Source organism: Pseudoalteromonas sp. KJ63-1, assembly GCF_055808145.1.
In genome coordinates, this window is sequence record NZ_CM147855.1 from 1765776 (window position 1) to 1779421 (window position 13646).

A 13646-nucleotide genomic window follows, 5' to 3' on the forward strand; every position below is an offset into this window, starting at 1 on the left:
CTAGTTTGAACAAATTTTAATCCGCAAAGGTCAACAGACCCTAATTACCTGTAGCTAAGGCAATACAATTTCTTCCTTGTTTTTTCGCGTAATAAAGTGCGTTATCTGCTTGTTTAAAAAATTGAGCATGATCGCTATCGTGTTCATGCTCTATGGTGTTTATCCCCATACTGACAGACAATAGTCCTGTAAAGCTGTCTTTGTGAGGAATGGCCATTTTTTCAATCGATTTTTGTATTTGTTCGGCAATAAATAATGCCCCTTGCTTACCTGTTTGAGGTAACAGCACGACAAATTCTTCTCCTCCGAATCGCGCTACAAAATCTTCTGGCCTGCAGACGGTTTCAGCTAATTTTTGCGCAACTTTAAATAAACATTTGTCTCCTTCGAGATGACCATACCGGTCGTTATACTTTTTAAAATTATCGATATCAATAATGATCATCGAAAGCTCACGGTGCTCGTTCGATAACTTGTTAAATTCAGACGTTAGTTTTTCATCAAAGCGCCGCCTGTTGGCTATTTTAGTGAGTGAGTCTAAAAACGCCATATCACTGAGTATTTCTTGAGTTTTTAAACGCTCAGTAGCATCGTTGAATATAGCAATAAATTCTCCTTCAACACTGATACCAGAAACTTGCATCACAATCTCACTACCATCTTTACAAGAAATTCTGTAATCATTAGCTGGAATATCATCATTATTTTGATTGGCTTGCTCAAGTGACTCCTGCCATAACGTTTGTGCAAATGTTCTGTAATCTTTTTCAGGGTAGGCTAATTTCCACCACACATTGAGATTAGGTACGTCTTGTAACGTGTAACCAAATACATCAATAAAGCGTTGGTTCACTTTTAAAATATCACCAGTTACCATACAAACATCACATACCGGTAAGGGTAGAATCGTGAATAACCGTGCATAGTGACTTAGCTCATGCTTGCGCATAGGGTGTTGGGTAGTGCTTATAACATTATAGTCTTGTTGTTTGTTTTCATGTTCAAGCGATACATTCATTGAAGCGACAAAATGCCACTCTACCCACCATTTCTCTAACTGGCTTAAAATTGCCTTTTGTGATGCTTTTAAAGAGCCGAGAGAGGACTCTATAAGCCTAAACAGCTCAACAATCGGATTGGGTTCTTGATAAAGATAGGGAGCTGGCACAGCTATAATGTCATAAAATAACTTATAAGCTGATTCTTTGAATTGCTGTAGTGAATAGTCGTCTTCAAAAGTAAAATTTGACACCGCTTTTTCGGACGCATCCAGCACAAACGACTTAACCAAATGTGATTGCGAGGCGTAATTCATATATTCATTCCATTGATTATATTTTAGGTTATTTAAGTATTTACATGTTTAGATACTAATTAAGATATGGTAGGTAATCTCAAATGTAAAGTTTTGTTAATGAAGAATAGCCCTCCGTAATTAAACACCACAAAAACAACCCACAAAGTATGAAGCCACCACTATAATCCATCCCTTTTCATTAGCCTAAAAATGAGTAAATTACACACTAAACTACGCCTTACTAGCCATTGGATGGAAAAAGTTACAACAAAATCTATTCAATCCCCCATCCTCTCTTTAAGCACCAATAAAATACATGCTATAATCGCGGCCTTTCCAAGTTAACAGTAATCTGTATAAGCGAAATTATTCATGAGCGAAAATAGTCACATTAAAGTCATCGTTGGTATGTCCGGCGGTGTTGATTCTTCTGTATCTGCATATTTATTAAAACAGCAAGGCTACCAAGTAGAAGGCTTGTTTATGAAGAACTGGGAAGAAGATGACAATGATGAATATTGTGCTGCCGCTGAAGATTTAAAAGATGCGCAAGCTGTATGTGACAAATTAGGCATTGAACTTCATACCGTTAATTTTGCTGCTGAATACTGGGATAATGTATTTGAATACTTTTTAGCAGAATACAAAGCGGGTCGTACACCCAACCCAGATATAATGTGTAACAAAGAAATAAAATTTAAAGCGTTTTTAGAGTTTGCAGCGCAAGCACTTGGTGCTGATTTTATTGCAACTGGTCATTATGTGCGCCGTGAGCTACGCGATGACAAATACGTAATGTGCCGAGGCCTAGACGATAACAAAGATCAAAGCTACTTTTTGTATACACTAAGCCATGAGCATATTGCGCAAACACTATTTCCTGTCGGAGATATTGCCAAACCAGAAGTACGCCGCATTGCTGAAGAACAGGATTTAATTACCCATGATAAAAAAGACAGCACCGGCATTTGTTTTATTGGCGAGCGTAAATTCAAAGATTTTCTGCAAAAGTTTTTGCCTGCACAACCAGGAGTAATTGAAGACACCGATGGTAACAATGTAGGTGAGCATGAAGGCTTGATGTATCACACCCTTGGCCAGCGTAAAGGTTTACTAATTGGTGGCATGAAAGAAGGCTCGGGCGAACCATGGTACGTGGTAGATAAAGATATAGAACGAAATGTTCTTGTTGTTGGTCAAGGTAAAGATCACCCTCGCTTATACAGTAACGGCCTTAATGCAAACCAATTACACTGGGTAGATCGTGTTGGCCCGCAAGGTACAACTCGCTGCACCGTTAAAACTCGCTACCGTCAAGAAGACTTAAGCTGTACATTACTCGTTGGAGAAGATGGTATGGCACGCGTATTGTTTGATGAGCCGCAAAAAGCCGTTACCCCAGGACAATCCGCCGTATTTTACGCTGATGAAGTCTGTTTAGGCGGTGGTATTATTGATTCGGTGATTAAGTAATGAATCAACATCAAGTCATGGCACTTGCTGCCATGTGCCAAGTAGCAAAACAAGTACAAAAGGTTGCTCAATACGGTCGTTGTGATGAACATGACTTATCAACGTTGTTATCAAGTATTGTGCAAACCTCACCCGCCTCTCCTGAGGACGTATACCAAGGCACACAAAATTTGCGTGATGGCTATAAAACATTAATGGCACAACTGAGTGCCGGTGCTCAAAAAGACGTTGAAATAGTTAAATACGTGGGTGGCTTAATGCAGTTAGAACGAGCCCTTAGTGCCAATAGTAAGAGCCTCAATGAATTAGGTAAACGTATTGATGATATTCATCGTCGTTTAGATCATTTTGCTATTACCGATGACAGCGTTGTTGCCGGTTTAGCAGATATATACTCGTCGGTGCTAAGCCCCCTTGGGCACCGAATCCAGGTTTATGGTAAACCCGAGTTATTAAAACAGCAGCTCACTCAAAACAAAATCCGTGCGTTACTTTTAGCCGGCATTCGTAGTGCAGTTTTATGGCGTCAAATGGGCGGCAAACGTCGTCATTTCTTTTTTGCAAAAAGAAAAATTCTCGCCATTGCTAAAACAAAAATTTAATTATCGTTCAAACTAAAATTTAGGAGTTATTATGGAGCTTTCAGCGTTAACGGCTATCTCTCCGGTTGATGGTCGCTACGGCAGCAAAACCACTGAACTACGCAGTATTTTTAGCGAATTTGGATTAATCAAATACCGCGTAACCGTTGAAGTGCGTTGGTTGCAAGCGTTAGCTGCAGCAAGCGATATAAAAGAAGTCCCAGCTTTAAGCGAGCAAGCAAACGGGCTATTAAATGCTATCGTCGATAACTTCTGTGAAGCCGATGCGCAGCGTGTTAAAGACATTGAACGCACCACTAACCATGATGTAAAAGCCGTAGAGTACCTACTGAAAGAAAAAGTAGCTGATAACGCTGAATTACATGCCATTAATGAATTTATTCACTTTGCATGTACATCTGAAGATATTAATAATCTATCTCACGGTTTAATGTTAAGTGAAGCACGTAACAATGTTATCTTACCTTACTGCGATGAACTATTGAGCGCAATTAAAGAAAAAGCTGTTGAATACAAAGCTATTCCAATGATGACCCGTACGCATGGGCAACCTGCAACCCCATCAACTATGGGTAAAGAGTTTGCAAACGTATACATGCGTTTAAAGCGTCAACGTGATCAAATTGCCCAAGTAGAAATGCTAGGCAAAGTAAACGGTGCTGTAGGTAACTACAATGCTCATCTAAGTGCTTACCCAGATTACGACTGGCATACTCACGCAGATAAATTTGTAGCTAGCCTAGGTTTAACACTTAACCCGTTTACCACACAAATTGAACCGCACGACTACATTGCAGAACTATTTGATGCTATTGCGCGTTTTAATACTATATTGCTCGATTTTGACCGCGATATGTGGGGATACATTGCGCTTAATCACTTCAAGCAAAAAACCATTGCTGGTGAAATTGGCTCATCAACTATGCCACATAAAGTGAACCCTATTGATTTTGAAAATTCAGAAGGTAACTTAGGTTTAGCTAATGCGATATTAGGTCACTTAGCGCAAAAGCTGCCTGTTTCTCGTTGGCAACGTGATTTAACTGACTCAACCGTATTGCGTAATTTAGGTGTAGGTATGGGCTATGCTGTTATTGCATACCAATCGACACTTAAAGGTGTGAGCAAGCTAGAAGTTAACGAACAGCGTTTAGCTGAGGAGCTTGATCAAAATTGGGAGCTACTAGCAGAGCCAATTCAAACAGTAATGCGTAAATACGGCATTGAAAAACCATATGAAAAGCTAAAAGATTTAACGCGTGGTAAACGCGTAAATCAAGAAATAATGGCTGATTTCATTGATGGTTTAGATTTACCAGATACTGCAAAAGCAGAAATGAAAAAGCTTACCCCAGCCAACTACATTGGTCGCGCTGTTGAGTTTATTGATGATTTAGTTTAATTACTCAAATCTACTAATAAAAAGCGAAAGGTACCTGCCTTTCGCTTTTTTCATTTAGGTCTTAACGTTATAGGCATTCTATGTATCAATTAAAAATAAATGAATTATCTGAGCAAGCGTTTTTAAATCAATATTGGCAAAAAAAGCCACTGTTAATCAAAAGAGGTTTTAGTGACTTTAAAGACCCTCTTGATGCCAATGAACTGGCAGGCCTTGCCATGGAAGACAGCATAGAGTCGCGTATTATTACTAACCATAATCAGCAATGGCAGTCCCATCAAGGGCCGTTTGAAGATTTTGAAATACTCACCGACGAGCACTCAACTCTATTAGTGCAAGCGGTCGATCATTGGCACCCAGAAGCCGCTCAATTACTTGAGCCATTTCGCTTTATTCCTAACTGGCGTATAGATGATTTAATGATCAGCTACTCAACCCCTGGCGGCGGTGTTGGACCACACTTAGATCAATATGATGTATTTATTATACAAGGTGAAGGCAAACGCCATTGGCGTGTAGGCTTACCTGACGCCTCATTAAAGCAATTTGCTCAAAATAAGAGCTTGCTACAAGTTGAAGCTTTCACTGCAGTGATTGATTGCGTTTTAGAGCCAGGTGACATTTTGTACATACCACCAGGTTGTCCACATGAAGGCTATGCTATTAAAAATGCTTTAAACTATTCGGTCGGATTTAGAGCCCCTAATCAACAAGATTTACTGTCTAGTTTTGCAGATCATATTATTGACACAGAAAGCGGCCAAAAACGTTACACGGATCATACCCTCACTCTTCGAGATTCAAAAGGTGAGCTTACGCAAAGCGAAGTTAATAAAGTAAAAACGTTACTGCAAGCATTAATAGAAAACGACAGCTTATTTAAAAATTGGTTAGGAAACACCTTAAGTCAACCTAAGCACGATATGGATTTAGCGCCTGAAGAAAACCCGTTTAGTACAGCTGAAATTATGCAACAACTTGAAAATAATGTGACATTTGAACGTCTTGGTGGCACGCGTGCAATTTACCAATGCATAGATGATAAGCTGCTTTTAAGTGTTAATGGTGAAAACTACCCTTTATCGCTATCTGATTTAGAGGCTGTAAAACAGCTAACTGATTTTATTGAATTTGATGGCAGCATGCTGAATTCAACCACACCTAGCCTAGATTTTATCGAAACCTTTACTACACTGGTTAATGAGGGTATTTGGTTTAGCTAGGAGGAGGCTATGGTTTATACTGTTGACAAAGTTGATTGGCAAAGTGAAAAAGATCAACTTCAACAAATAAGAGAGCGTGTTTTTGTTTACGAATTGCATATTCCAAAGAATATTGAATTTGATAGCTTAGATCCGCTCGCTCAACATATTCTGGTTACCGATAATATGCACTCACCTGTTGCCACAGGTCGATTATGTAATGATGGTTTAATAGGAAGAATTGCCGTACTACCCCAGCACCGCAATCGCAACGTTTATAAATCTCTACTTAATTTCATTGTAAAGCTTGCCGCAGAGCAAGGTATTGAGGCTGTCAGTATTAACTGTATTTTAAATGAAGTAGAACGATTCAAAAATAACGGCTTTACTGTGCAAGGACACGTTTTTATGGAAGCTGGCATACCAAGACAGAGAATGGAGTGCCCCATCACATGCTTTGAAACACGGCCATTTACTTTAGTGCATTAACCAAAAAACGAGCCATTTGGCTCGTTTTTACTTTATTCTTGTCGATAATCTTTGAAGAACCGCTGCATTTTCATCATCGCACTGCTCAAATCATCTTTATTAGGTAAAAATACCAATCTAAAATGATCAGGTTCTGGCCAATTAAATGCACGTCCATGGACTAATAATATTTTTTCTGCCTTTAACAAGTCAAACATCATTTGTTCATCATTTTTAATATTAAACAATTTTGTATCAACTTTGGGAAATGCGTACAACGCCCCTTTTGGCTTTTTACAGCTTATCCCCTCGATTGCATTTAATCCACGCCAAGCAATATCTCTCTGCTCGTATAAGCGGCCTCCGGGGTCAATTAAGCTATCAATTGATTGTACCCCACCCAATGCTTGCTGAATGGCATATTGGGCAGGGACGTTTGCGCATAAACGCATTGAGGCAAGAATATCGAGGCCTTTAATTAAATCTGTCATTAAGGCAGTGCGCCCACTTAGCACCATCCAACCCATTCTAAGACCAGCGGCGCGATATGTCTTAGCTAAGCCGTTAAACGTAATAATAGGGATATCGTCGCACAATGCACCAATAGAGGTGTGGGTAACTCCGTCGTATAGGATTTTCTCGTATATTTCGTCACTTAACAGTAAAAGCTTGTGCTCTCGGGCAATACTTATCAACTCTTCAAGCAAAGCGTCACTGTACACAGCCCCTGTTGGGTTGTTTGGATTTATTAATACCAATGCTTTAGTTTTCGAGGTGATTTTACTTTTAATATCATCAATGTCAGGAAACCAGTCTTGCTCTTCATCACATAAATAGTGAACAGGATTACCGCCCGCCAGCTTTACCGAGGCAGTCCAAAGCGGATAATCTGGTGCAGGAATTAATACTTCATCGTCATTATTTAACAGCGCCTGAGTGACCATTTGAATAAGTTCACTCACGCCGTTACCAATGTAAATATTATCAACGTCTAAGTTATGTAAACCACGCTGTTGATAATGCTGATAAATAGCAACACGCGCAGAGTAAAGCCCTTTAGAATCACAATAGCCTTGAGCAGAATATAAATTACGGATAATGTCGCGGTGCATATCTTCTGGCATATCAAAACCAAATGCCGCGGGGTTACCAATATTGAGCTTAAGTACTTTTTGGCCCTCGTCTTCCATTTTTTTAGCTTGTACTAAAACGGGACCACGGATGTCATAACAGACGCCGTCTAATTTATGACTCTTTTTTATTTCTGACATTGTTACCTCTAAAGAGCAAGTTAGTCTTAAGACTAACTCATTAAAGCCGTGAATTACTAAGGAAATTAAGCGCTTAAAACTGAAAAAAAATCACGTTAACATTCTATTCTGTTCTTTTTAAACGAGCTTACCGCTGAGCTTGCCACTCATTTAATTTTGCTTGTGAGCCAATAACTTGCGCCATTAAATTATTTGCTGCATCAACAGCCTGTTCGTCGTTATCATTATTTAAATTATATTCAATTAAACGTGCCACTTCGGCTAAACTTGCCGCTCCAAACTGAGCTGCATTTGATTTAAGGCTATGAGAATGGCGAATAGCAGCCTCTTTATCTTGGCCAAGCGCTGCAATAGTTTCGCTTCCTAAGCGCTCAAATTCCGCACAACAAAATTCCAACGTATCTGAAAATTGTTCACCTAATAGCGATTCCATACTTTCTAAAGCGGATTCGTCGATACTGATCTCTGTCATATTAATGCCCTTTAATGCAATCCTGCGATTTCTCTTTCATCTCTTACTCTATATCTAAGCACAAAAAAAACCAACTTTATTAATGCAAAAATGTATAATTAGGTTAAATGTATTAATCGAATGGTTAGCTTATGGCACGTGCACTTTGTGAACGCTGTAATTTTTCGCTAAGCACCTGTATTTGCAATGCAATCACCTGTGTTGATAACCAAACTCAGGTTATTGTTTTACAGCACCCCAGCGAAGCAAAAGTGAGCAAAAATACGGCACAGTTATTGGCATTAAGTTTAATGCGATGCAAAATAATTAAAGGCGAAAATAATCAAGATTTTGCTTGCTTGCAAAAGCTGCCGCTCAGCTCGACCGTGTTACTCTACCCAAACGAGGGGGCAATTGAGTTAGATGTAGCCAATAACAATGAAAACGTACAACCGATTACGCATTTAATAGTGATCGATGGAACATGGAATAAAGCTTTTAAAATTTTGCAATTAACTCCGCTATTACAACAGTTTAAAACAGTAAGCTTTCGCCATATTCCTACTAACCGCTATGCTATTCGTAAAGCCCCAAGAGCAGATAGTTTGTCAACCTTAGAGGCCGTAGCGCATAGTTTATTGCTTATTGAAGCACTAAATCCAGCACCCTTGTATGGTTTATTAAATGAATTAATTACCAAACAAACCCAACACATGCCCGCTCACGTAAAAGCACGTTATGTGTAAGTAGAAATGAAATAACCAATGCGTAATACCCCTTCTCGATTAAAGCGCGGATTCTCACGCCAAGGCCCTGACTATCGTTTTGACGACCAAGTTGATTTTAGCGATATTAGAACGACTTTTGGTTTTCGTTCAATGGTCGTTGGTAAGTGGGTGACTAAAGAAGAGCGCTTTATTAGTGCCAATTTAATTTATGATGCACTGGCTGATTTAGCGCAAATTTTACATTTACCACCAACGGCAATTGGCCTTCGCGGTAAACTTAACTTTGCCTTTGGCCATGGCGGACAAAAAGGTGTGCAAGCACACTATAATGCTTATGACCAAACTCTCGCACTGGCAAAAAACGCAGGCGGCGGTGCTTTAGCCCATGAGTGGTTTCATGCATTCGACCATCATATTAGTGAGCATTTATTTAAATCAAAAACCCGATTTGGTTTCGCCTCTAAGTTATGGCTATCAAACTCTCCTGATTTGAGCCATCCACTTAATGATGCACTTAATCAATTTTATAAGCGGGTATTTTTAAAACAAAACGGTGAAGATGCGAATGAATTTGTTCAGCGCTGTATCGCGTTTGATAAGGAGCACAAGCAGCAATACATGAGTATGCCAGAGGAGCTTGCAGCTCGGTGTTTTGAAGCCTGTATAAATCAGCACCAAACAATAAAAAATAGCTTTTTGGTCAGTGGATTAAACAGTAATAATTTAATTTACCCTGAGCTTAGCCAAACGCTGCAAGCCAATGAAGCACTTAACCAATATTTTCAATTATTAGGTTATGCGCTTCATCAACAAACATAGTAATCGTTTCTAAAAATTAGAATTACTATTTATCATCACTGATACGACTCGCCACCGCGCTATTTTGATCTTTATATTTTGCATCAACACGGGTGTTATACGGGTTTTCACATGGGCCGGTTAGCGTTTCAAAACTCATTGCACCAATCTTCATCATAGGTCTGAGCGCAAGCGGCAGTTTGCCCGAGTTGTAAAACTCTAAAACAATATTACCACTCCAACCAGGATCGATTCTGTGAGCGGTGACATGCACCATTAAACCCAAACGTGCCAGTGACGATCGTCCATCTAACCAGCCAACAATATCTGCAGGTAACGTTACTTTTTCATAGGTTATTGCTAATGCAAGCTCACCAGGGTGTAAAAAGAATGCTTCACCTTCATCTAATACAATTTCGTCGCTCATTATTGATTCTAATGCTTTATTAAGCTGATCTTTTGGTCCACTTAAGTCAACGTAAGCAGCATTATGGGCATGAAAAGTTCTAAACTTATTACCCAAACGAAGATCCGCAGTCACCCCTGAAATCATTTCACTGGTTGGCGCTGGCTCAATAACAATCCGCTCATCGTTTAAATATTCTTTTATATGTGTATCTGAAAGTCTCATTTTTAATCTTCCGTAATCACAACTTCAATCGCGTTGTGATGTTGTTGATAGTAAAGCGTGCTGGCAATGAGCCGTGCGGCTGCACTGTAGGTTTCACTTATAGCGGCACTTGCATCATTGGCAATCAATTTACCTTGTTCAGAGGATTCTCTGATATTGATCGCAAGCGGAATGTGCGAAAGCACAGGAACACCATGCTTCATAGCTAATTTTTGTGCGCCATCTTTACCGAATACATGATTAGCTTCGCCGCAATGACCGCAAATGTAATGGCTCATATTTTCAATTAAACCAAGCACTGGCACGTTTACTTTATTAAACATAGCGATGCCTTTTTGCGCATCAGCTAGCGCTAAGTCTTGTGGCGTAGTAACAATTACAGTGCCACTGGCTGGAACTTTTTGGCTCATGGTTAATTGAATATCGCCAGTGCCTGGGGGCATATCGACGATTAAGTAATCAAGCTCACCCCAATCGGTTTCATTTAATAGCTGACTAAGTGCACCTGAGGCCATGGGGCCTCGCCATACGGTAGCATCGTCGCTAGGCACTAAAAAGCCGATAGATTGCGCTTTAATGCCGCTGGCATCAAATGGTTGTAATTGCTTGTTGTCTTTAGTGACAGGCTCACTGCCTACCAAACCGAACAACATAGGAATAGACGGGCCATAAATGTCAGCATCTAAAATACCTACTTTAGCGCCTTCATTTTTAAGCGACCCAGCAATGTTAACAGCAGTAGTTGACTTACCCACTCCGCCTTTACCTGAGGCCACTAAGATAATATGTTTTATAGCTTTAAATTTTGCTGGTTCTTTAAGTGCAACCAGCGCGCCTACATTTACTTCGGTTTTAAGTCGCTCGGTTAAAAATTTAGCAACATGCGGCATTTCAGATTGCGCGGCAAACGGAAGAGTGAGTTTAACAATAATTGATTTATCGGTGTTTTGAGTAATATCAGCGATAAAATCTTGCTCAATACCCACAGCGAAAGCGGCACTGCGATAGGCCGCTAAAGCAGAAATAATCGGTTGTTTTTGCACCGATTTAGCAGAGAAAAGTTTCGACAGTCCAAACATAGCAATAAAATAGCGTTTCTTTGATGAAAAGTGCCACGGAATTATGTAACATTCAGGGCATTAACACCAGTCAATTAGTAAATATCCATAAGCAGTGTATTCTGTTACTACCGCGCTTATCGATAATGTAATAATTTTCATCTGTTCCTGACTAGGAACGCTTAATTCGGAATGATTATGGCACAGCGAAAGATCCTGATTACTAGCGCATTACCTTATGCCAATGGCCCTACCCATTTAGGGCATTTATTAGAGTATATTCAAACTGATATTTGGTCGCGTTTTCAAAAACTACAAGGCCACGAAGCATACTATGTGTGCGCCGATGATGCTCATGGCACACCTATTATGCTTAATGCGCAAAAGCAAGGGATCACGCCAGAGGAAATGGTTAAAAACGTTAGCATAGAGCGCCAACGCGATTTTGCTGATTTTAATATCAAATTTGATAACTACCACAGCACTCACAGCCAGGAAAATAAAGAATTTAGTGAGCTTATTTATAACCGCCTTAACGATGCCGGTCATATTAAAAAGCACACTATTTCTCAGTTATTCGATCCAGAAAAAGGTATTTTTCTGCCAGACCGCTTTGTTACTGGCACCTGCCCTACCTGCAAATCAGAAGATCAAAACGGTGATAGCTGTGATGCCTGTGGCGCAACTTATAGCCCAACAGAGCTAATCAACCCACGCTCTGTCATGTCCGGTGCTGAGCCTATTTTAAAAGATTCTGAGCATTACTTTTTTGACTTACCCGCCTTTGAAGGCATGCTTAAAGAATGGCTACACTCAGGCACAATCCAGCAAGAAATGGCGAACAAGCTAGATGAGTGGTTTGCCGATGGTCTTCAGCAATGGGATATTAGCCGTGATGCACCTTATTTTGGTTTTGAAATCCCAAACGCACCAGGTAAATATTTTTACGTATGGCTAGATGCGCCTATTGGTTATATGGCGAGCTTTAAAAACTTATGTGACAAACAAGGCATCGACTTTGATGCGTTTTGGCAAGAAGGGTCTGACGCTGAGCTTTATCATTTCATTGGTAAAGACATCATCTATTTCCACAGCCTGTTTTGGCCTGCGATGTTAGAAGGCGCTCAATTTAGAAAGCCTACTAACGTATTTGCCCATGGATTTGTTACGGTTAATGGCGCAAAAATGTCTAAATCAAAAGGCACGTTTATTAAAGCGCGCACATATTTAGATAACCTAGACCCAGAATTTTTACGTTATTACTACGCAGCTAAACTAAACAGTGGCATCACCGATTTAGACTTAAACCTTGAAGATTTTGCACAGCGTGTAAATTCAGACTTAGTGGGTAAAGTAGTTAATATTGCGAGCCGTTGTGCTGGCTTTATTACTAAAAAGTTTGACGGTAAGCTAAGCGATACAATTATGGAACCACAGCTACTAGCGGAATTCCAAAACGCCTCAGCCACTATCACTGAACATTACGAAAATCGTGAATACAGTCGCGCAATCCGTGAAATTATGGCGCTTGCTGATAAAGCAAATCAATTTATTGATAATGCCGCGCCTTGGGTGCTTATTAAAGACGAATCTAAGCAAGAAGAAGCGCATCAGGTATGTTCATTAGGACTTAACTTATTCCGTGTGCTGATCACTTACTTAAAGCCTGTACTGCCTGGTATGGCCACAAATGTTGAAACCTTCTTAAATGATGAGCTTACATGGCAAGGTGTGCAAACTGCATTAATAAGCCATCCTATCAATAAATTTAAGCCGTTAATGCAACGTGTTGAAATGGACAAAGTGAATAAAATGGTTGAAGAATCAAAAGAAAGCTTAATCGCTGAAAAAGACAAAATCGATCCTAATAGCCCACTGGCAAAAGAGCCTATTGCAGCTGAAATTGAATTTGATGACTTTGCAAAAGTAGATTTACGCGTTGCTAAAATAGCTAAAGCAGAGCACGTAGAAGGCGCTGATAAATTGCTTAAGTTAACTCTTGATTTAGGCGGCGAAACACGCCAAGTATTTGCAGGTATTAAATCAGCCTACGCACCAGAAGACATCGAAGGAAAGCTAACTGTGATGGTCGCTAACCTTAAACCGCGTAAAATGCGCTTTGGAATGTCTGAAGGTATGGTACTTGCTGCAGGCCCTGGCGGTAAAGAAATATACATTCTTAACCCAGACGATGGTTCAGAGCCTGGTATGCGAGTAATGTAAACACTGTGCTTGTTTAAAAAAGCCGCTAAATATGAAGTGACC

General features: G+C 39.9%; 13 protein-coding genes. 8 read left to right on the top strand and 5 right to left on the bottom strand.

Annotation, left to right across the window (positions count from 1 at the left end; all coding sequences use genetic code 11):
• Nucleotides 1–40 precede the first annotated feature (40 nt).
• Complete coding sequence (locus tag AC0L7Q_RS08295) at nucleotides 41–1315, bottom strand: sensor domain-containing diguanylate cyclase (RefSeq protein ID WP_409423180.1); 1275 nt, start codon at nucleotides 1313–1315, stop codon at nucleotides 41–43.
• A 354-nt stretch (nucleotides 1316–1669) separates the two neighbouring features.
• Here AC0L7Q_RS08295 and mnmA point away from each other — a divergent pair, with 354 nt between their 5' ends.
• From mnmA to AC0L7Q_RS08320, 5 genes are all read left to right on the top strand, one after another.
• Nucleotides 1670–2770 carry a tRNA 2-thiouridine(34) synthase MnmA gene (gene mnmA, locus AC0L7Q_RS08300; RefSeq protein ID WP_010390175.1) on the top strand — a complete coding sequence of 367 codons (1101 nt, stop codon included), beginning with the start codon at nucleotides 1670–1672 and terminating at the stop codon, nucleotides 2768–2770.
• A complete protein-coding gene (gene hflD / locus AC0L7Q_RS08305) occupies nucleotides 2770–3372 on the top strand; it encodes a high frequency lysogenization protein HflD (RefSeq protein ID WP_055012553.1) in 603 nt (200 codons plus the stop codon). Before mnmA ends, hflD begins: the two co-directional genes overlap by 1 nt.
• A gap of 31 nt (nucleotides 3373–3403) precedes the next feature.
• Nucleotides 3404–4774 carry an adenylosuccinate lyase gene (purB, locus tag AC0L7Q_RS08310; RefSeq protein ID WP_413402194.1) on the top strand — a complete coding sequence of 457 codons (1371 nt, stop codon included), beginning with the start codon at nucleotides 3404–3406 and terminating at the stop codon, nucleotides 4772–4774.
• Between the two features lie 80 nt (nucleotides 4775–4854).
• Complete coding sequence (locus AC0L7Q_RS08315) at nucleotides 4855–5997, top strand: ribosomal protein uL16 3-hydroxylase (protein ID WP_413402195.1); 1143 nt, start codon at nucleotides 4855–4857, stop codon at nucleotides 5995–5997.
• Nucleotides 5998–6006: 9 nt separating this feature from the next.
• The gene (locus AC0L7Q_RS08320) at nucleotides 6007–6465 is read left to right on the top strand and encodes a GNAT family N-acetyltransferase (RefSeq protein WP_409423183.1); all 459 of its coding nucleotides are present in this window, start codon (nucleotides 6007–6009) and stop codon (nucleotides 6463–6465) included.
• 32 nt (nucleotides 6466–6497) lie between these two features.
• Here AC0L7Q_RS08320 and AC0L7Q_RS08325 read toward each other — a convergent pair whose 3' ends face one another.
• Complete coding sequence (locus tag AC0L7Q_RS08325; protein ID WP_413402199.1) at nucleotides 6498–7715, bottom strand: pyridoxal phosphate-dependent aminotransferase; 1218 nt, start codon at nucleotides 7713–7715, stop codon at nucleotides 6498–6500.
• 127 nt (nucleotides 7716–7842) lie between these two features.
• Complete coding sequence (locus tag AC0L7Q_RS08330) at nucleotides 7843–8187, bottom strand: Hpt domain-containing protein (protein ID WP_409423185.1); 345 nt, start codon at nucleotides 8185–8187, stop codon at nucleotides 7843–7845.
• Between the two features lie 131 nt (nucleotides 8188–8318).
• Between AC0L7Q_RS08330 and AC0L7Q_RS08335 the strand changes: the two genes are divergently transcribed.
• On the top strand, nucleotides 8319–8912 hold the full coding sequence (locus AC0L7Q_RS08335) for a tRNA-uridine aminocarboxypropyltransferase (RefSeq protein ID WP_413402203.1): 594 nt from the start codon (nucleotides 8319–8321) through the stop codon (nucleotides 8910–8912).
• A gap of 18 nt (nucleotides 8913–8930) precedes the next feature.
• Nucleotides 8931–9713, top strand: coding sequence for a CLCA_X family protein (locus tag AC0L7Q_RS08340; RefSeq protein ID WP_413402205.1), 783 nt, complete (start codon nucleotides 8931–8933; stop codon nucleotides 9711–9713).
• 25 nt (nucleotides 9714–9738) lie between these two features.
• On the opposite strand, the gene dcd is transcribed toward AC0L7Q_RS08340, so the two are convergent.
• A complete protein-coding gene (dcd, locus tag AC0L7Q_RS08345) occupies nucleotides 9739–10323 on the bottom strand; it encodes a dCTP deaminase (protein ID WP_413402208.1) in 585 nt (194 codons plus the stop codon).
• A 2-nt stretch (nucleotides 10324–10325) separates the two neighbouring features.
• The gene (gene apbC, locus AC0L7Q_RS08350) at nucleotides 10326–11402 is read right to left on the bottom strand and encodes an iron-sulfur cluster carrier protein ApbC (protein ID WP_413402211.1); all 1077 of its coding nucleotides are present in this window, start codon (nucleotides 11400–11402) and stop codon (nucleotides 10326–10328) included.
• 177 nt (nucleotides 11403–11579) lie between these two features.
• Here apbC and metG point away from each other — a divergent pair, with 177 nt between their 5' ends.
• The gene (metG, locus tag AC0L7Q_RS08355) at nucleotides 11580–13604 is read left to right on the top strand and encodes a methionine--tRNA ligase (protein ID WP_138569719.1); all 2025 of its coding nucleotides are present in this window, start codon (nucleotides 11580–11582) and stop codon (nucleotides 13602–13604) included.
• The last annotated feature ends 42 nt before the right edge of the window (nucleotides 13605–13646 follow it).